The sequence below is a fragment of the Salinicoccus sp. RF5 genome (assembly GCF_020786625.1).
In the GTDB taxonomy this organism is placed as follows: Bacteria; Bacillota; Bacilli; order Staphylococcales; family Salinicoccaceae; genus Salinicoccus.
Genome location: NZ_JAJGRC010000003.1, coordinates 260,272 through 278,744 on the forward strand (window position 1 = coordinate 260,272; position 18,473 = coordinate 278,744).

Genomic DNA, 18,473 nt, shown 5'->3' on the forward strand with positions numbered 1-18,473 from the left:
AGCAGAAAGAAAGGTAGAATTGAATGATAACAGCCATATCACAAGACCCGTGGCTGATGGTACTGGTCATCTTCGTCATCAACATCATCTATGTAAGTTTCCTGACGATGCGTACCATCTCTACACTCAAGGGGTACCGTTATACAGCAGCAATATTCAGCATCCTGGAAACCTTTGTGTACGTAATCGGATTGGGTCTGGTACTTGAGAACCTCGACCAGTTCCAGAATGTCGTCGCCTATGCCCTCGGTTTCGGGGCGGGCATACTGGTCGGCATGAAGATTGAAGAGAAGCTCGCGCTCGGCTACCTGGTCGTCAACGTGATCACATCCGAAATAGACAAGGATCTTCCGAAGAACCTCAGGGATCTGGGCTATGGTGTCACCCATGGCTATCAATATGGACGTGATGGTGAGCGGATGACCCTGCAGATACTTACGCCGAGGAAATATGAACGGAAGCTCATCGCAACGATCAAGGAACTCGATGAACGGGCGTTCATCATCACGCACGAGCCGAAGAACATCAATGGCGGTTTCTGGACGAAGGGCGTCAGACGCAGGCGACTCAGAAACTATGAGCCTGAAAACGTAGAAGAAGTATTGGAGGAGATTTCCGAAGCAGGAGAATCGGAAAGTGATAAAGATGCCGAAAAAGAAAAAATTTAAAGTCGAAGAGGGTGAACCCCTGGAGGGATGCCTTGCGCGGATGCGGGAAGAAGGGTATCAGCCGGTCCGCCGCGTGGAGCGCCCAGTATTCATCGAGAAGGATGGCAGACGCATCGTCGACCATCAGGAAATTGTATTTGAAGGAAAAAAGATTGAAAAATAGACGGATATATTAATTATCCGTCTATTTTTTCGAACATTTTTATTTTATATCAAAAAAATGTTCGTTTTTTGATATGTTTTGTTATAATGGAGAGGAAATAAAACTAAGGAGCGTGTATGCATGATTTCTCGTTATTCCCGTGAGGAAATGTCAAAGATATGGACGGAAGAAAATAGGTTCAGAGCATGGCTGGAAGTGGAGATCCTCGCATCTGAAGCATGGGCGGAACTCGGTTACATACCAAAGGATGAAGTGCAGGAAATCCGCAGGAATGCCCGGATCGACGTGGACCGCATCAAGGAAATCGAAGCGGAGACGCGCCATGATGTCGTGGCATTTACACGCCAGGTGTCGGAGACGCTCGGCGAAGAAAGGAAATGGGTGCATTACGGCCTGACTTCGACCGATGTCGTGGATACAGCCCAGAGCTATCTCATCAAGCAGGCGAATGCACTGATTGAAGAAGATCTTGAGAAATTCATTGAAGTGCTCGGCGATAAGGCAAGGGAGCATAAGACGACATTGATGATGGGACGTACGCACGGTGTCCATGCGGAACCGACGACCTTCGGCATCAAGATGGCGCTGTGGTATACGGAGATGAAGCGCAATCTCGAGCGTTTCAGGAATGTCAGGAAGGAGATAGAGGTCGGCAAGATGAGCGGTGCGGTCGGCACCTTCGCGAACATCCCGCCGGAAGTGGAGGCCTATGTATGCGAACACCTCGGGCTCGATACTGCAGAAGTGTCCACACAGACATTGCAGCGTGACCGCCATGCCTACTACATAGCGACACTCGGCCTGATTGCAACCTCGATCGAGAAGTTTGCGGTGGAAGTGCGCGGACTGCAGAAGACCGAGACGCGGGAAGTGGAAGAGGCATTCGGCAAAGGGCAGAAGGGCTCCAGTGCCATGCCGCATAAGCGCAATCCGATCGGCAGTGAAAATGTGACGGGCCTCTCCCGTGTCATCCGCGGCTACATCACAACCGCCTACGAAAACGTACCGCTCTGGCATGAACGGGACATCTCACACTCTTCCGCCGAGCGGATCATGCTGCCGGATGTGACGATCGGACTCGACTACATGCTGAGCCGGTTTACAAACATCATCAAAAACCTCACAGTGTTCGAGGACAACATGAAGGCGAACATCGACAAGACTTTCGGCCTCGTGTACTCCCAGCGCGTCATGCTCACGCTGATCGACAAGGGGCTTGTACGTGAAGAGGCATATGACCTCGTCCAGCCGAAGGCGATGGAATCATGGGAGACGAAAGTACCGTTCAGGGAACTGGTGCAGGATGATGCACGAATCAGGGAACTGCTGACTCCAGAGGAGCTTGAGGAATGCTTCGATGAAAACCACCACTTGAAGCGCGTGGACATCATCTTCCAGAGGGCAGGGCTGGAATAGGTGCATTTATCCTTAAAACAGCAGACGGGAATGTGATAAGATGAATCTACCGAATGCTGAAGGAGCGGTTCAATGTACAAAAGTGTGAAATCAGGTCTGCTGCCTGTGCTGGTTCTTGCTGTAGCCGGGTGCGGCATCACCCTGGATGAAGCCGAGACACAGGCGCATGACACCTTCGAAAAAGACTATGCCACAGCTGAAGTGGGTGAGCTCGAAGCACTCCCGGACATCGAGGTCATCGATGGTGTCACCTATGTCGATGACATCCTGGTCGCCAATAAGGAGATACCGCTGCCGTCCGACTATAATCCGGGACTCCAGCCGGAAGTCATAGAGGCCTATCAGCAGATGTTCCGTGACGGAGCGGAACGCGGCCTCGACTTCGTATTGGTCAGCGATTTCAGGACCTACCAGTATCAGGAGCAGCTGTACAACAACTATGTCGCCCGTGACGGACAGGAAGCGGCCGACCAGTACAGTGCGAGACCCGGGCACTCGGAGCACCAGACCGGCCTCGCTGTCGATGTCGGCTCCACCGACAGTGCCTCCAACCTGACCGTCGAGTTCGGTGATACGCCGGAATATGAATGGATGAAGGATGTGGCCCACGAGTATGGTTTCATCGTCCGCTACCCTGAAGGCAAGGAGCATATCACGGGATATCAGTATGAGCCGTGGCACCTCAGGTATATAGGTGACGAAGCGGAAGCGATATACGAAAGCGGACTGTCCCTTGAGGAATATCTGGGCATCGATTAGAATGACCTGACCGGCATCAGCCGGGCGGGTCATTTTTGCTTTTGAAGAGTTTCTGAAATCCCGTATATAATAAAACAGTAGCATGCTAAAAATGCTATAATATCCTTATGAATTCTGATGGGAGTTTTATATATGCTTAAAGATTGCAAACATGTATTCAAGCTGGATCCTGCAAAGGAAATCAGTGACGAGGATCTGACACGGATCTGCGAGTCGGATACAGATGCCGTCATCATCGGCGGCACGGACGGCATCACGGAGGACAACGTGCTGAACCTGATGGCGCGCGTGCGGCGCTTCTCTGTGCCGGTGGCGCTCGAAGTGACATCGACTGAAGCGGTTGTACCCGGATTCGACCATTATTTCATACCGGCGGTCTTCAACACGGGAGACATGAAGTGGCAGCACGGGCTGATGCTCGAGGCACTGGCGGAATATGGGCACCTGCTCGACTATGATGAGATTTCCCTCCTGCCGTACATCATCATGAATCCGGAATGCAAGGCATTCAAAAAGGCGGAAGGGAAGCATGTGACGCCCGAGATGCTTCCGCACTACATCAATATGATGGACAAGCTCTATCAGACAGAGTATATATATATTGAATACAGTGGCACCTACGGGGATGCGGAGATCATGAATGCCGTGCGCGAAAATGCCGGCCGCTCCCATATCATCTATGGCGGCGGGATCTCTTCACGGGAGGAAGCCGCGGAGATGTCACAGTACGCCGGCACCATCGTCGTGGGGAATGTCATATACGACAGTCCGAAGAAGGCACTCAGGACAATCATTAAATAAATTGGAGTTTTTATAATGGATCTAAGTTTGATGAATAAAGAACAGAAGAAGGCCATCCAGACGACCGAGGGGCCGCTGCTCATCATGGCAGGGGCAGGTAGTGGGAAGACGCGGGTGCTGACGCACCGTGTCGCCTACCTGCTCGGTGAGAAGGAGGTGCCGGCGAGGAACATCCTGGCCATCACATTCACCAACAAGGCGGCAAGGGAGATGAAGGACCGTGTCGGTGCACTGGTGTCGGAAGGCGCGGAGCATATGTGGATCTCCACCTTCCACTCCATGTGTGTGCGGATACTGCGGAGCAACATAAACCATCTGGGTTATGAAAACAGCTTTTCCATCCTCGACCCGACGGACCAGAAATCCGTCGTCAAGGATATATTGAAGCGGCGCAACCTGGATATAAAGCAGCATAACCCAAGGAGCATCATCGGTTTCATTTCGGACAAGAAGAACCAACTGATCCGTCCCGAAGAGAGCATCAGGGAGGCGGCGGCCTATCCGGATACGCTCTACAGCGAAATCTACCATGACTACCAGCAGATCCTCTACCGCAACAGCGCCCTGGACTTCGATGATCTGATCATGCTGACGATCGAACTGTTCGACAAGGAGCCGAAGGTGCTCGAGTACTACCAGAACCGTTTCCAGTACATCCATGTCGATGAATATCAGGATACGAACCATGCGCAGTATCGCCTGATCAGCCAACTTGCGGCGAAATACCGCAATATATGCGTGGTCGGGGATTCCGACCAGTCCATCTACAAGTTCAGGGGAGCGGACATCACGAACATCCTCAACTTCGAGGACGACTATCCGGAAGCGGTCGTCATCAAACTGGAGCAGAACTACCGCTCCAGCAAGAACATCCTCGATGCGGCAAATGCCGTAATCGAGAACAATACGGAGCGCAAGCCGAAGGCGCTGCGCACCGATCGTGACGGTGGACCGAAACTCAAAAATCTCGTCGCCGATTCCGAGCGGGGGGAGGCCGAGGAGGTCGTCCGGAACATACTGGACCTCTCAGGGAAGTACAGCTACAGCGACATGGCGATACTGTATCGGACGAATGCCCAGTCGCGGGCAATAGAGGATACGCTCGTCAAATCGAACATCGCATACAAGATGGTCGGCGGCATCAAGTTCTACGACCGTAAGGAGATCAAGGATCTCATGAGCTATCTGAAGGTCATCCTGAACCCGAATGATGACATCAGCTTCGAACGCATCATCAATACGCCGAAGCGGGGCCTTGGACCGAAGACGGTGGATAAGCTGAAGGCGCATGGTCAGAATACCGGCATCAGCATTTTCGAGGCGATCAAGGAATCCGACTTCATCGGCATCCCGAAGACGGCCGTCGTCAAGCTGATGGGACTTGTGGACCTGCTCGAGAAGCTCCAGCAGAAGTCCAGGTTCATCACGATCACGGAACTTGTGGACGAAGTGCTGAAGACGACCGGCTATATGGAGATGCTTGAGGCGGAGAAGACGATCGAGTCGAGAAGCCGCATCGAGAACCTTGAGGAGTTCAAGACGGTCACAAGTGAATTCGACAGGGACAATGAAATCTCCGATGAACTGCTTTTCACCTTCCTGAGCGATATGGCACTTGTGTCCGACCAGGACGGCGTCGAAGATGACAGCGGGGTGACACTCATGACGATGCATGCCTCAAAAGGGCTCGAGTTCAAGATCGTCTTCATCGTCGGTCTAGAGGAGGGCATCTTCCCATCAAGGCGTGTCGCCTATGATGACAAGGAACTGGAGGAGGAGCGGCGCCTGATGTACGTGGCGCTGACCCGGGCAGAGGATCAGTTGTTCCTTTCGCGGGCCAACAGCCGCATGATCTACGGGAAGACGGAGGCGAACATGCAGAGCCGATTCCTGGCTGAAATTCCGGAGACATTGGTGGAAGGCGGCGATGGTGCCGCAGCGCAGGACTTCTTCTCCAGCAGTTCGGGCAGTGCACGGAAGAAGCAGGCGCCGAAGAGGAGCCGTGTAGTGACGAACAACAGCGGCGTCAGCTTCTCCATCGGAGACAAGGTGGAACACAAGAAATTTGGAGATGGCATCATCTCGGCGATCAAGGGCGAGGGTGACAGCCAGGAACTGGACATCATCTTCACCAAAGTCGGTGTCAAGCGGCTACTTGCCAATTTTGCGCCGATTGAAAAGAAGGAGTAGGTGGATCAATGGAAGAGAAAATCAAAGCACTGCAGAATAAGCTGAACCGCTATAACTATGAATATCATGTGCTCGATGACCCGACCATCCCCGACAGCGAATATGACCGTTTGCTGCACGAGCTCATCGCCCTGGAGGAGCAGTATCCTGAATTCAAATCGGACACTTCCCCCACTGTAAGGGTGGGCGGCGAGGTGCTCAGCCGCTTTGAAAAGGTGGCGCATGACACACCGATGCTCAGTCTCGGCAATGCCTTCAATGAAGAGGAATTGAGGGCATTCGACAAACGTGTCCGGGAAGCCGTCGGTGATGTCGAATATATGTGCGAACTGAAGATAGACGGCCTGGCCGTTTCATTGAAATATGAGTCGGGACGCTTCGTCCAGGGCACGACGCGGGGGGACGGGACCATCGGTGAGAATATCACCGCAAACCTCCGGACCATCCGTGCGATTCCGCTGACCCTGGATCGTCCACTCTCCTTTGAAGTACGGGGCGAGGCATACATGCCGAAATCCTCTTTCGAGAAGCTCAATGAAGAAAAGGAGAAGAATGGTGATACGCCGTTCCAGAATCCAAGGAATGCGGCAGCAGGCTCGCTACGACAGCTTGATCCGAAGCTTGCCGCCAAGCGGAACCTGTCGATCTTCCTCTACAGCGTGAATGATCTGACGGAGCTCGAAGCGGAGACGCAGAGCGAGGCGCTGGATGAATTGGATGCGGAAGGCTTCAGGACGAACAGGGAAAGAAGACTTGTCGGCAGCATCGATGAAGTCCTCGAGTACATAGAATACTGGGAGAACCACCGCAATGACCTTGAATATGACATCGACGGGATCGTCATCAAGGTGAATGCCTTCAGCGGCCAGGAGGAGATGGGCTATACTGCGAAATCGCCGAGGTGGGCGATCGCCTACAAGTTTCCTGCCGAAGAAGTGGTCACTGATCTGATCGACATCGAATTGACTGTCGGCCGTACAGGGGCCATCACTCCGACTGCCATACTGAAGCCGGTAAAGGTGGCCGGAACGACTGTGGCAAGAGCATCCCTGCACAATCATGAACTGATAGAGGAGAAGGACATCCGCATCAATGATAAGGTTGTGATCCGTAAGGCCGGGGATATCATACCGGAGGTCGTCCGCCCGATACTTGAGGAAAGGACGAACCAGGAAATATACGAAGCACCGACCAAGTGCCCGGGATGCGGACATGCTACGGTCAAGCTCGAAGATGAGGTGGCGATCCGCTGCATCAATCCGGGATGTCCGGCACAGCTTGTCGAGGGCATGATCCACTTCGTCTCAAGAAGTGCCATGAACATCGATGGGCTTGGTGAAAAAGTGGTACGCCAGCTGTTCGATGCCGGACTCATAAAAGATGTCGGGGATATATATGCCCTGACATACGACGACCTCATTCCACTGGAGAGGATGGGGGACAAGAAAATCGAAAATCTGCTTTCAGCAATCGAAGCTTCCAAGGAGAATCCCCTCAGGAAGCTGCTGGTGGGACTCGGCATCAGATTCCTGGGAACGAAGGCGTCTGAACTCATCGCCCGGGAATTCGGTTCCATGGAGGCAATCATGGAACAGCCGAAGGAACGCTTCATAGAAATTCCTGAAATCGGTGAGAAGATCGCCGACTCCATCGTGACATATACCGCACATCCGGACTTCAGGGAACTGATAGACAAATTGGCGCGGTATGGCGTGAATATGACGGAGGAAGTCCAGGAAGCATCAAGTGGCGCACTTGAGGGAATGACATTCGTCCTGACGGGGAAACTTGCAGAGCTGACAAGGAATGAAGCCAAGTCGATGATAGAGGATGCTGGTGGAAAGGTGACCGGCAGCGTCTCCAGTAAAACGGATGTGGTCGTTGCGGGGGAGGATGCCGGAAGCAAACTTGAAAAGGCACAATCCCTTGGCGTGACGGTCTGGAACGAACAGGAATTCATAGAGAAGATGGGGCCACGGTCATGATGAAGAAATATATATTGCCACTGTTGCTTATGATGTCCCTTCTGGCGGCATGCAGCTCAGAGGAAGCGGTGCAGCAGAACGAGGATGAGGGGGAGCGCGAGCAGGAAATGAACACGGCCCCGGTGGAGGAGCAGGAGGAGACGGTGACTTCGAATGATGAAGCGGGATATTACCGTACCGTCATCCCATACGAACTTTCACCATCCCGTGGGCTCACCAGCTCCAATATGGTATCGAACTACAACATCGAAGCATTTGAAAAGGGACTCTTCGAGTTGAGCAAAGGCTCATTCAGCCCGGATGAATACGTCTTCCGCGAAGGTCAGGTGTTCACCGAGGAGATGATCCGCGGCTACCTCGGGCGCAGCTACACGATGGAAGAGATCGAAGGGATGTCTGAAGAGGAGAAGGCACAGAACAATGCATTCAGCAATCTTGGCCTCAACCCTTCTGCCGAAGGGGAAACAGACCCTGAAGCCATCGCTCAGAAAGCCCCCCTCTACCTCTCCCATATATTGGAGCAAAATTATATGATTCCTTCAGAAGATGGGGAGGATCTTGAGTTCGGAGGCATGACGATCGGGTTGGCGATGAACAGTGAATACCATTATCAGAAAGAGCAGTATGGGCCGACCTTCACAAGGGAACTCGATGCAGAGACGGTCAGGCAGGAAGGGGAGCAGATGGCTGAGGAAATTCTTGAGCGTTTGCGTGCCAATGAAGACTACAAGGAAATGAAGATCGTTTTCGGCATCTTCATCCAGTCCACAGATACGTCCATCACACCCGGAAATTTCGTCTCCACTGCAGTGGTGGAGGGAGGCGCAGATGAGATTTCAAGCTTCGAAGAGGTCAATGAGAACTATGTCCTCCTGCCTTCTTCCGATGCCAGTGCCGTCAGCGAAGAAATAAACAGCGAGTATCAGAACTTCAACAGGAAGCTGGAATCATACTTCGACAGCTTCACGACCTCCATCGGCCATGGGTACTTTGTCGATGGGGCGCTTGAGCAGCTGACTATAGAGATTCCGGTGGAATACAGCAGCCGCGGTGAAATCATCGGCCTGACGCAGTATGTAAGGGGTCTCGTTGCAGAGCATTTCAGGAGTACGGAAGTCGAGGTTTCGATTAAAGACAAAAACCAGTCCTATGCGCTGATCACCAAGGATGAGCAAGAGAACATCAACGTGCACATATACGAATAGAAGAACAAAAAAGGAGCACCCCGTGCGGGTGCTCCTTTTCGTGTATCCTACTTGCTCTGTTTAAGGATGTTCGTCGTTTCATCGAATTCGGCTTCCATCTCTTTGGAGATGCCTGTACCTTGGGTCATCTTACTTACAATGATTGCTGCAAGTGTGGATACGATGACACCAGGGATGATTTCGTAGAGGCCGGTACCGAATGTGCCCGCTGCGATCCAGATGATGACAGTTGCGGCACCACCGATGATGGCTGCAACTGCACCTGCCCGTGTCAGGCCTTTCCAATGGAGTGAAAGGACGACGAGCGGTCCGAATGCTGCACCGAACCCTGCCCAGGCATTGGCGACGATGTTGAGGATGACGGATTCATCATCCCATGCAATGATGATTGCAACGATGGCGACGAGTACGACGGAAAGGCGTCCAAGAAGCACGAAGTGCTTGTCGAGCTCCTCTTTCGATTTCGTCTCCTTATCGACCGTTTTGCGTCTCATGATCTTGTAGAAATCCTGAACCAGTGAACTGGATGTAACGAGAAGCTGTGAAGAAATCGTACTCATGATTGCTGCAAGAATCGCTGCCAGGAAGAATCCACCGATAAGCGGATGGAAGAGCACCTGGCTCATGAGGATGAGGATCGTCTCAGGGTCTGCCACGTCATTCGCTGTGGCATCCGTGAATGCGATCCCGAGCAGACCTGTCAGACACGCACCGACGAGTGCGATGGACATCCAAGTGATGCCGATCCGACGGGCTTTCGGAATGATCTTATGGGATCTAATGGACATGAAGCGCACGATGATGTGCGGCTGTCCAAAGTAGCCGAAGCCCCATGCCAGGTTGCTCAGGATGGTGATGATCGATACACCGCTGATGAATGACAGATAGTTGACATCCGCAGCTGCACCGAGGTCCTCTATCCTGACGAAAGGTTCGACTCCCTGTCCTGTAAGGTTCATCCATGCAACGATCGGAATCAGGACGATTGCGATGAACATGATCGTCCCCTGGAAGAAGTCGGTCAGACTGACTGCCAGATATCCCCCGACGAATGTATAGATGACCACGACAGCTGCTGTGACGAAAAGTCCCCAGTGGTAGGGCACATCAAATGCACTTTGGAAAAGCTTACCGCCGGATACCATGCCGCTTGCCGTGTAGACCGCAAAGAATATTACTATAACGAGACCGGAAACGATTTTCAGAATATGTTTGTCATCTTTAAAGCGGTTCTCGAAGAAGTCCGGCAGTGTGATGGAGTCTTCGGAAACCTCCGAGTAGACACGCAGTCTTGGTGCCACCACCCAATAGTTGATGTATGCACCGATTGTGAGACCGATGGCGATCCAGATGCTGGACAGGCCGACGCTGTACATGCTGCCCGGCAGACCCATGAGCATCCAGCCACTCATATCCGATGCACCTGCGGATAGTGCAGTGACCCAAGGGCCGATGTTACGGCCGCCAAGCATGTATCCACTTAGGTCTGATGTGGATTGCTTATAGGCATAGAGTCCGATGATGATCAGAACGATGAAGTACAATGCCATCATTATGTACTCCTGCCATCCAGCCGTGAATGTAAATTGTGCTGAATTCAGTATCATTTTTAATCTCCTCCCCTTAGACACAATACAAAACCTGGTCTTGCATTGCAAATTGGTTTCGTGAAAATATACCGCAAAAATGCGCGGAACCCCTGATATGAAAGGGATTTTCCGGGTATAAATTTACACGGTTTAATTATACTATACTGGTCAGGCATTACAATGAATATTTAGAAAATAAAGAAAACAATTTTACACTATATTTCCATTTTTACAGTAAGAAAGAGTAAAAAGGCGGATGGAATAGATTTTTGAAGGAATGTTTGATAAAATTTATATGTTCTTTATTAGAAATGGAGGGAACAGGATGTCTGAGATTAATCTGGATACGGTAAAACACGTGGCGAATCTGGCACGTATCGAAATACAGGATGAGAAAGCAGCAGAAGCTTTCACGAAGGAATTGGACAAGATTGTGGACTACGCCCACCTTCTCGATGAAGTGGATCTGAGTGAGACGGAGCCGATGTTCCACGCGTTGGATCTGACCAACGTCATGCGTGAAGATGTTCCAAGTGAACCTTTATCGCAGGAAGAAGCGATGAGCAATGCGAAATCTACAAAAGACGGCCACTTCAAAGTGCCGAAAATGTTATAAGGAGGGCTAGTGTGAACATTCATGAAATGACAGTGGAAACACTGTATGAAAAGATACAATCCAAAGAGATCAAACCTTCTGAAGTAGTGGGTGCGCTATTCGATAGAATCGAAGCGTCTGATGAGACAATCGGTTCTTTTTTGTTTGTCAATAAAGAAGAGGCGATGAAACAGGCTGAGGCACTCGACCAGCTTCAGGCGGAAGATAGGATGGAGGGGCCGCTGTTCGGCATTCCGATGGGCATCAAAGACAACATCTGCACCAAGGATGTACTGACGACATGCGCGAGCCGTATGCTGGAGGACTTCATTCCGGTATATGACGCGACGGTCATGGAGAAGCTCAATGATGCGAATGCAGTCATGATGGGCAAGCAGAATATGGACGAGTTCGCCATGGGCGGCTCCACGGAGAACTCCTACTTCAAGGAGACGCGCAATCCATGGGACATCAAAGCTGTTCCAGGCGGCTCTTCAGGCGGCTCTGCAGCAGCAGTGGCGGCTGGTTTCGTTCCATTCTCCCTCGGCTCCGATACGGGTGGTTCGGTCCGTCAGCCTGCAGCCTTCTGTGGTGTGGTGGGCATGAAGCCGACATACGGACGTGTGTCCAGGTACGGCCTCGTGGCATTCGCGTCATCACTTGATCAGATCGGTCCGATCACAAGGAATGTCAGGGACAACGCAAAGGTCCTTGAACTGATTTCAGGTTCCCACAATAAGGATGCGACAAGCAAACCAGGTATGGACAACAACTTCCTGGAGGGCATAGACAAGGATCTATCCGGCATGAAGATCGCCCTTCCGAAGGAGTTCATCGGGGAAGGCATCAGCGAAGAAGTGGAGGCATCCGTCAGAAAGGCTGCCGAAACATTCGAATCCCTCGGTGCGACAGTGGAGGAAGTATCCATTCCCCACACCAAATATGTGGTCAGTGCATACTACCTGATCGCCTCCAGTGAAGCGAGCTCAAACCTTGCCCGCTTTGACGGCATACGCTACGGCTACAAGGCTGAAGGTACGAAGACGCTTGAGGAGCACTATAAGAAGACACGTGCAGAAGGGTTCGGCGAAGAGGTCAAACGCCGCATACTCCTCGGAACATTCGTGCTCAGTGCCGGCCACTATGACCAGCACTACATCCGTGCCCAGAAGCTGCGCGGCGTCATCGAGCGTGAGATGAAGGATCTCTTCAATGAATATGATCTAATCATCGGCCCGACGACGCCGACACCTGCATACGACCTCGGAGAGAAGTCCGACGATCAGCTGGAGATGTACAAGGATGATATCCTGACCATTCCAGCGAACTTGACAGGGATGCCGGCCCTCTCCATCCCGAGTGGCCTGAGCACATCCGGCCGTCCAATCGGGCTGCAGCTCATCGGCAACCACTTTGATGAGAAGAAAATATACAATGCGGCATTGAAATTCGAAGAGCAGTTCAATCTCCACGAAGAACTGAAGTCGCTGCAACTGGAGGTGCAATAATGCATTTTGAAACGGTCATTGGACTGGAAGTCCACGTTGAACTTAAAACAAACACCAAAATGTTCTCGGATGCACCTGCACACTTTGGTGCCGAGCCGAACACGAACTTGAGCGTCATTGACCTCGCCTATCCGGGCACGCTGCCTGTACCGAACAAGGAAGCTGTCAACTTCGGCATGAAGGCGGCCATGGCCCTCAATATGGATATTGCAGACGTGACGAAATTCGACAGGAAGAACTATTTCTATCCGGACAACCCGAAAGCATATCAGATTTCACAATTCGACCAGCCGATCGGAGAGAACGGCTGGATCGAAATCGAAGTCGGCGGGGAGACGCGGCGCATTGGCATCACCCGTCTGCACCTTGAGGAAGATGCTGGCAAATCGACGCATAAGGAAGACCATTCACTGGTCGACCTGAACCGTCAGGGGACGCCGCTTGTCGAAATCGTCTCCGAGCCGGACATCAGGACGCCTGAGGAGGCGTATGCCTATCTCGAGAAGCTGAAGGCGATCATCCAGTATACAGGCGTTTCCGACTGCAAGATGGAGGAGGGCTCACTCCGCTGTGATGCCAACATCTCCCTGAGACCGTATGGCCAGGAGGAATTCGGCACGAAGGCTGAATTGAAGAACCTGAATTCCTTCAACTATGTCAGGAAAGGTCTGGAATTCGAAGAGAAGCGCCAGGAAAAAGTGCTGATGAAGGGCGGGGAGATCGCCCAGGAGACCCGCCGCTTCGATGAGAAGAGCGGGGACACGGTCCTCATGCGCGTCAAGGAAGGATCGGACGACTACAGATACTTCCCGGAACCGGACCTTGTGGAAATCCATATCGACCAGGAGTGGAAGGACAGGATCCGCGAAAGCATCCCGCTCCTGCCTGATGCCCTCAAAGAAAAGTATGTGGATGAATACGGACTTCCGGCATATGATGCCCACGTACTCACACTCAAGAAGGAGACTTCGGACTTCTTCAATGAAATGGTGGAGTCCCATCAAGCAGACGTGAAGCTCGCCTCCAACTGGCTGATGGGCGGCGTGAATGAATACCTCAACAAGCAGCAGGTCGAACTCGGTGAGACGGCGCTTACGCCGGAGAACCTGTCCGACATGATCAAGCTGATCGAGGACGGCACCATCTCAAGCAAACAGGCGAAGAAGGTCTTCAATGTACTTGTGGAAAAAGGCGGGGATGCGAAGAAGGTCGTCAAGGACCTCGGCATGGAACAGATTTCCGATCCGGCAGTCCTTACCGGCATGGTGACGGAAGTAGTGGATGCCAATCCGCAGTCGATCGAAGACTTCAAGAACGGCAAGGACCGTGCAATCGGCTTCCTTGTCGGCCAGATCATGAAGAAATCAAAAGGCCAGGCGAATCCGAAGATGGTCAACCAGATACTGCTGGAAGAGATCGACAAGAGATAGACGATTCATTCGGCACATTGAAAAAACCTTGGGTGCATGCACCCAAGGTTTTTTCTATTCGATCATATATTCATGGATATTCTGTGCGATGCGCGTTTCCACCGGCCCGGTCAGCGTCCCGGAATCGTAGTCATAGTATGCATCTTCAACGGTGATGTCCTGGTTGTCGATGTAGTAGTAGTCATGCTCCGGAAAATGTTCCGCGTCCGCTTCCAGTACCTGTGCGAGGTTCTCGTGCTGGTGGACATTGGGGTTTCCAAGCAGATATACGACTTTGCCCGCATCATAGAGCTTCATGTATGCATCCTCAAGACGCTCCACCGCACGATCTGGCAGGGCCTCCTGGTTATAGTCCATGATCTGCAGGGCATCGATGATGACCCCATCGCTGTTTTCGTTGACTGTGAGCGTTTCAAGCTCTGGAGAGGCGGCATCGAGGTCGACCCGGTTGAATTCTATGCGGTTCTTGCCGAATTGCTGCGTCAGGAGATCGACGAAGTCTTCGGTGTAGTATGAGGGGATGACGACATCGATGATGACGGGTTCATCCTCTGCCACCGCCTCTTCATGGATTCCGTTCAGCGCTTCCTGATTGAATGGACGCATATCTTCTTCATTGGTGGCTTCAGCAGTTTCAGGCTCCTCCTGGGGAGCCTCTTCTTCATCAGGTTCTTCTTCGGATGGCGGTTCTGCGGATGCCGTTGAGGCAGGTGCTTCTTTGATGGTGGCCTCTTCGACGCTCTTTCCCATGCCGAAATTCATGTATATGCCGATGCCGAAGATGACGAGAAGTATAATCATCAGTGCTTTCTTCATGATGTCCTCCTTTAATGTATACACATACTATACTTCAAATATGATATAATGTTGAAAATTAAATTTTTTCAAATATAGTATACACAAAACTTTTAATGAATGACACATTTAGGATGATTATAGATGAATACCACTACTATTTATGAGAAGGCGTCGGAATGCTATATCCAGGCATCACTGGAGATCCTGAACCATTTCAGGACGAGTGTGAAGGAAATCCACCATGTCGGTTCCACCAGCCTCCCGAAGATGGGCCTCCCGGGAGCTGTCGATGTCCTTTTACTGATGAAGTATGAAGAAAATATAAATATGCTGGCGAACGGAATGATCCAGGAGGGGTACGACAAGGTGAGCGGCCTCCCCACCGACTACATTGAAGAGGTCGTTTTGCGTGATACCCTGGAGGATTTCGAGGTGAATTTCATCCTGATGCACCATGAATCGGAAAGGAAGGATGAAATACTCTACTGCAGGGACTGCCTCAATGGGGACGACAGGTATATCGAGCAGTTCCGAAAGATCAAGAAGGCCTATCTGGACCAGAAGCTGGATCAGAAGAGGTATGAACTGAAAAAAGCAGAGCTGTATAGTACCATCATGGAACAGCAGGGGGACATGGACATTGTATAGATTCCTCTTCATCCTGAACTGTGTGCTCATCGCGGTGATGATCATCGTCTCCACGACCGGGTATTCTGCACTGCTCAGGACGTTCCAGGTTGTCGTTTTTCTGCTGAGCGTCTATCTGTTCTACGCATATACAAAACACAAAAATAGGAGAAGGAAATGAAGACTGCGAGAATTATCTATAACCCGACTTCCGGACGCGAAGCGTTCAAGGAATCCCTGGCAGAAGTGTTGGAGCGCCTGGAGGTCGGCGGCTACATAACAAGTACACATGCGACGACATGTGCCGGGGATGCCACACAGGCTGCAGCAAAAGCGTGCGATCTGGGATTCGATCTGATTGTTGCAGCTGGCGGCGATGGTACGGTGAATGAAGTGGTCAACGGTATGGCGGCGTATGATGAAAGGCCGGCACTCGGCATCATACCGATGGGGACGGTGAATGACTTTGCCAAGGCGCTGCATATCCCACCAACGATAGACGAAGCTGTGGAGATGATTGTCACTGGACGGTCCGCACGCATCGACATCGGCCGCATGAACAGCAAATATTTCATAAATATTGCAGGCGGAGGGAAGATCACTGAAGTCTCCTATGAAGCGCCGAGCAAATTGAAATCCATCATCGGTCCCCTGGCATACTATGTAAAGGGGATAGAGATGCTGCCGAAGATAAGGAGCACCAATGTCAAGATAGAGTATGACGACAATGTCTTTGAAGGCAAAGTGATGCTGTTCATGCTCGGACTGACGAATTCCATCGGCGGCTTCGAAAAGCTTGTGCCGGATGCACGGCTGAACGACGGCAAGTTCACCCTGATCATCGTCGAAGAGGCGGGCCTTGCAGAAATCGGGCACATCATGACCCTGGCCACACGGGGGGAGCATCTGAAGCATCCAAAAGTCCATTTCTTCAAAGCTGAGGAAGTGGACATCTCCTCGTTCGAAGAAGTCCATCTCAACCTGGATGGGGAATTCGGAGGCGTCCTCCCCGCCCACTTCATCAACTTGAAGGAACATCTGGAAGTCCGGGTGCCGGCGTCCTTCTACGAGGAATATATAGTGGCGGAGAAAGAGGGACAATAATATTTCATTCCGTTTACCATTCCATTACATCCGGTTTTTTCCGGGAGGAGTGGGTAAAGGATATGCCAAGTGCATTGCACTTCTAAAATACTCAATGTCTTATAAAGAGAGGTCCATTTCATGTTTGGCATACCCGACTTGATATCACTCATCATTTCCGCATTCATCATATTGCCTGTCGTCGTCGTACTCAGAGAAACAGGATATGTGGTGGCCGGCTTCATCTTCGGTGCGACCAACAGCCGGCTTACACTCGGTTCCGGTCCCCGGCTGTTCAAGATAGGAATACTGGATGTCCGCAGGCATTATCACCTGTACAGCTGGTTCTCGTACGATGAATTGAAGAACCAGAGCAGGTTCGCCTATGTCATGGTCTATGCGAGTCCAATCCTGGTCAATGCGATACTTGGCCTCACCATCAATGCACTGCTTGCGAATGGGTTCATGGAGGATCAGGCGACCTTCTGGAACCGGTTCATCTTCTATATATTCTACTTCGTCCTGTTTGATGCCGTACCGATGAAGACCGTAAACGGTATGCCGAACAACGGGCTGCTGATCTATGAGATGCTCCGCTATGGCAAACGTACCGACCATAATAAGGAACCGTTCCTGCCGTCCACGTCCGAAGTGGAGCAGGAGTATCAGGAAGAGATGCAGGAACTGGAAGAAGAAGTGGAAGAGGAGAAGCAGGAGCGCAAGGAAGAGGAAGAGAAGAAGGAACGGGCAAGGGAAAAGGCGAAGGAAGAAAGAGAAGAGCGCAAGGAAGCAGAAAAAGAAAGCTGAATGGTCCAATGGACCATTCAGCTTTTTCCATTATCAATCGTATTCCGGGTTCTTGTGGGAAGGATAGAGGCTCAGACCGCCATCGGCTACGATGGTCTGGCCCGTAATATAGACGGACTGTTCCGAAGCCATGAAGGCTGCGATGTTCGAGATATGCTCAGGCTCTGCAACATAGCCCATCGGTACGAAGTCGTCTGCACCTTCCTTCTCTTCCGGTGTGGAGAAGAACTCTTCATTGATCGGTGTATTTACACTGCCGGGAGCGATATTGTTTACCCTTATGCCAAGGCCTGAATACTCGAGGGCAAGGGACTGCGTCAACAGCTTCACGCCGCCCTTGCTTGCAGTGTAGTGGGCGTAGTGCGGCCAGGGGATGATCTCATGGACGCTTGAGATATTGATGATGCTGCCCTTCTTATCCGTATCGAGGTAATGCTTCAATGCCTCGCGGGCCCCGATGAATGTGCCGCGGAGGTTCGTATTGATGACCTTGTCGAACTCGTCGACCGAGAGCTCGTGACTTGGTACATCCTTCTGGATGCCGGCATTGTTGACCATGACATCGAGGCCCCCGAACTTTTCGATCGTCTGTCTTACTGCATCGACGACTTCCTGTTCCTCTGTCACATCACACTTCATCGTGGCGACGGATGCGCCGCTCCCATCATTCAGTTCATCGACGATTTCGTTCGCTTCATCGTCTCCGCTGTGATAAGTAAACATTACATTCATGCCCTCTTCATGATATCTTTTCACAATCGCCTTACCGATACCGCTTGACCCGCCTGTCACAAGGGCTGTTTTTCCTTTCAGATCTTCATACATAGATTCACCACTCCCATTCTATTT

General features: G+C 51.6%; 18 protein-coding genes. 15 read left to right on the forward strand and 3 right to left on the reverse strand.

The window, feature by feature from the left end; genetic code table 11:
- Nucleotides 1–23: 23 nt before the first annotated feature.
- The 8 genes from LLU09_RS10535 (at nt 24) to LLU09_RS10570 (ending at nt 9,187) form a co-directional block, all read left to right on the forward strand.
- Nucleotides 24–668 (forward strand): DUF2179 domain-containing protein, encoded by a 645-nt coding sequence (locus LLU09_RS10535; protein ID WP_255620887.1) that lies wholly within the window; start codon nt 24–26, stop codon nt 666–668.
- Nucleotides 646–831, forward strand: coding sequence for an NETI motif-containing protein (locus LLU09_RS10540; protein WP_228311706.1), 186 nt, complete (start codon nt 646–648; stop codon nt 829–831). The genes LLU09_RS10535 and LLU09_RS10540 overlap by 23 nt, the downstream gene beginning before the upstream one ends.
- A 120-nt stretch (nt 832–951) precedes the next feature.
- A complete protein-coding gene (gene purB, locus LLU09_RS10545; RefSeq protein WP_094907037.1) occupies nt 952–2,247 on the forward strand; it encodes an adenylosuccinate lyase in 1,296 nt (431 codons plus the stop codon).
- A gap of 72 nt (nt 2,248–2,319) precedes the next feature.
- Entirely contained in the window at nt 2,320–3,006 is a 687-nt protein-coding gene (locus LLU09_RS10550) for a M15 family metallopeptidase (protein ID WP_228311707.1), read from the forward strand.
- A 132-nt stretch (nt 3,007–3,138) separates the two neighbouring features.
- Nucleotides 3,139–3,807 carry a heptaprenylglyceryl phosphate synthase gene (pcrB, locus tag LLU09_RS10555; RefSeq protein ID WP_084217772.1) on the forward strand — a complete coding sequence of 223 codons (669 nt, stop codon included), beginning with the start codon at nt 3,139–3,141 and terminating at the stop codon, nt 3,805–3,807.
- A 15-nt stretch (nt 3,808–3,822) separates the two neighbouring features.
- Nucleotides 3,823–5,997, forward strand: a complete 2,175-nt coding sequence (gene pcrA / locus LLU09_RS10560; RefSeq protein WP_228311708.1) for a DNA helicase PcrA — start codon at nt 3,823–3,825, stop codon at nt 5,995–5,997.
- Between the two features lie 8 nt (nt 5,998–6,005).
- Entirely contained in the window at nt 6,006–7,982 is a 1,977-nt protein-coding gene (gene ligA, locus LLU09_RS10565) for an NAD-dependent DNA ligase LigA (RefSeq protein WP_228311709.1), read from the forward strand.
- Nucleotides 7,979–9,187 carry a CamS family sex pheromone protein gene (locus LLU09_RS10570; RefSeq protein WP_228311710.1) on the forward strand — a complete coding sequence of 403 codons (1,209 nt, stop codon included), beginning with the start codon at nt 7,979–7,981 and terminating at the stop codon, nt 9,185–9,187. Before ligA ends, LLU09_RS10570 begins: the two co-directional genes overlap by 4 nt.
- A 47-nt stretch (nt 9,188–9,234) precedes the next feature.
- Here LLU09_RS10570 and putP read toward each other — a convergent pair whose 3' ends face one another.
- On the reverse strand, nt 9,235–10,794 hold the full coding sequence (putP, locus tag LLU09_RS10575; RefSeq protein WP_228311711.1) for a sodium/proline symporter PutP: 1,560 nt from the start codon (nt 10,792–10,794) through the stop codon (nt 9,235–9,237).
- Between the two features lie 307 nt (nt 10,795–11,101).
- On the opposite strand from putP, the gene gatC reads away from it, so the two are divergent.
- The 3 genes from gatC to gatB are packed head-to-tail and all read left to right on the forward strand — an operon-like array spanning nt 11,102 to nt 14,309.
- Complete coding sequence (gene gatC / locus LLU09_RS10580; RefSeq protein ID WP_040106417.1) at nt 11,102–11,392, forward strand: Asp-tRNA(Asn)/Glu-tRNA(Gln) amidotransferase subunit GatC; 291 nt, start codon at nt 11,102–11,104, stop codon at nt 11,390–11,392.
- A gap of 11 nt (nt 11,393–11,403) precedes the next feature.
- Nucleotides 11,404–12,879, forward strand: a complete 1,476-nt coding sequence (gene gatA / locus LLU09_RS10585; RefSeq protein ID WP_228311712.1) for an Asp-tRNA(Asn)/Glu-tRNA(Gln) amidotransferase subunit GatA — start codon at nt 11,404–11,406, stop codon at nt 12,877–12,879.
- A complete protein-coding gene (gene gatB, locus LLU09_RS10590) occupies nt 12,879–14,309 on the forward strand; it encodes an Asp-tRNA(Asn)/Glu-tRNA(Gln) amidotransferase subunit GatB (protein ID WP_228311713.1) in 1,431 nt (476 codons plus the stop codon). The genes gatA and gatB overlap by 1 nt, the downstream gene beginning before the upstream one ends.
- 54 nt (nt 14,310–14,363) lie before the next feature.
- Here gatB and LLU09_RS10595 read toward each other — a convergent pair whose 3' ends face one another.
- A complete protein-coding gene (locus tag LLU09_RS10595) occupies nt 14,364–15,125 on the reverse strand; it encodes a hypothetical protein (protein ID WP_228311714.1) in 762 nt (253 codons plus the stop codon).
- A 123-nt stretch (nt 15,126–15,248) separates the two neighbouring features.
- Between LLU09_RS10595 and LLU09_RS10600 the strand changes: the two genes are divergently transcribed.
- The 4 genes from LLU09_RS10600 (at nt 15,249) to LLU09_RS10615 (ending at nt 17,624) form a co-directional block, all read left to right on the forward strand.
- The gene (locus LLU09_RS10600) at nt 15,249–15,755 is read left to right on the forward strand and encodes a GrpB family protein (protein WP_228311715.1); all 507 of its coding nucleotides are present in this window, start codon (nt 15,249–15,251) and stop codon (nt 15,753–15,755) included.
- The gene (locus tag LLU09_RS10605; protein WP_228311716.1) at nt 15,748–15,915 is read left to right on the forward strand and encodes a hypothetical protein; all 168 of its coding nucleotides are present in this window, start codon (nt 15,748–15,750) and stop codon (nt 15,913–15,915) included. Before LLU09_RS10600 ends, LLU09_RS10605 begins: the two co-directional genes overlap by 8 nt.
- On the forward strand, nt 15,912–16,838 hold the full coding sequence (locus tag LLU09_RS10610) for a diacylglycerol kinase (protein ID WP_228311717.1): 927 nt from the start codon (nt 15,912–15,914) through the stop codon (nt 16,836–16,838). Before LLU09_RS10605 ends, LLU09_RS10610 begins: the two co-directional genes overlap by 4 nt.
- Before the next feature lie 120 nt (nt 16,839–16,958).
- Nucleotides 16,959–17,624 carry a hypothetical protein gene (locus LLU09_RS10615; RefSeq protein WP_228311718.1) on the forward strand — a complete coding sequence of 222 codons (666 nt, stop codon included), beginning with the start codon at nt 16,959–16,961 and terminating at the stop codon, nt 17,622–17,624.
- A 33-nt stretch (nt 17,625–17,657) separates the two neighbouring features.
- Here the strand turns inward: LLU09_RS10615 and LLU09_RS10620 are convergent, their stop codons facing one another.
- A complete protein-coding gene (locus LLU09_RS10620; protein ID WP_040106410.1) occupies nt 17,658–18,449 on the reverse strand; it encodes a glucose 1-dehydrogenase in 792 nt (263 codons plus the stop codon).
- Nucleotides 18,450–18,473: the final 24 nt, after the last annotated feature.

Excerpts from the sequence above, each read along its gene's own strand:
- LLU09_RS10540 (WP_228311706.1), top strand. The coding sequence starts at position 646 with ATGCCGAAAAAGAAAAAATTTAAAGTCGAAGAGGGTGAACCCCTGGAG.
- pcrA (WP_228311708.1), top strand. The coding sequence starts at position 3,823 with ATGGATCTAAGTTTGATGAATAAAGAACAGAAGAAGGCCATCCAGACG.
- LLU09_RS10620 (WP_040106410.1), bottom strand. The coding sequence starts at position 18,449 with ATGTATGAAGATCTGAAAGGAAAAACAGCCCTTGTGACAGGCGGGTCA.
- purB (WP_094907037.1), top strand. The coding sequence starts at position 952 with ATGATTTCTCGTTATTCCCGTGAGGAAATGTCAAAGATATGGACGGAA.
- LLU09_RS10595 (WP_228311714.1), bottom strand. The coding sequence starts at position 15,125 with ATGAAGAAAGCACTGATGATTATACTTCTCGTCATCTTCGGCATCGGC.
- pcrB (WP_084217772.1), top strand. The coding sequence starts at position 3,139 with ATGCTTAAAGATTGCAAACATGTATTCAAGCTGGATCCTGCAAAGGAA.
- ligA (WP_228311709.1), top strand. The coding sequence starts at position 6,006 with ATGGAAGAGAAAATCAAAGCACTGCAGAATAAGCTGAACCGCTATAAC.
- LLU09_RS10610 (WP_228311717.1), top strand. The coding sequence starts at position 15,912 with ATGAAGACTGCGAGAATTATCTATAACCCGACTTCCGGACGCGAAGCG.
- gatC (WP_040106417.1), top strand. The coding sequence starts at position 11,102 with ATGTCTGAGATTAATCTGGATACGGTAAAACACGTGGCGAATCTGGCA.
- LLU09_RS10550 (WP_228311707.1), top strand. The coding sequence starts at position 2,320 with ATGTACAAAAGTGTGAAATCAGGTCTGCTGCCTGTGCTGGTTCTTGCT.
- gatB (WP_228311713.1), top strand. The coding sequence starts at position 12,879 with ATGCATTTTGAAACGGTCATTGGACTGGAAGTCCACGTTGAACTTAAA.
- LLU09_RS10570 (WP_228311710.1), top strand. The coding sequence starts at position 7,979 with ATGATGAAGAAATATATATTGCCACTGTTGCTTATGATGTCCCTTCTG.
- LLU09_RS10600 (WP_228311715.1), top strand. The coding sequence starts at position 15,249 with ATGAATACCACTACTATTTATGAGAAGGCGTCGGAATGCTATATCCAG.
- LLU09_RS10615 (WP_228311718.1), top strand. The coding sequence starts at position 16,959 with ATGTTTGGCATACCCGACTTGATATCACTCATCATTTCCGCATTCATC.
- LLU09_RS10535 (WP_255620887.1), top strand. The coding sequence starts at position 24 with ATGATAACAGCCATATCACAAGACCCGTGGCTGATGGTACTGGTCATC.
- putP (WP_228311711.1), bottom strand. The coding sequence starts at position 10,794 with ATGATACTGAATTCAGCACAATTTACATTCACGGCTGGATGGCAGGAG.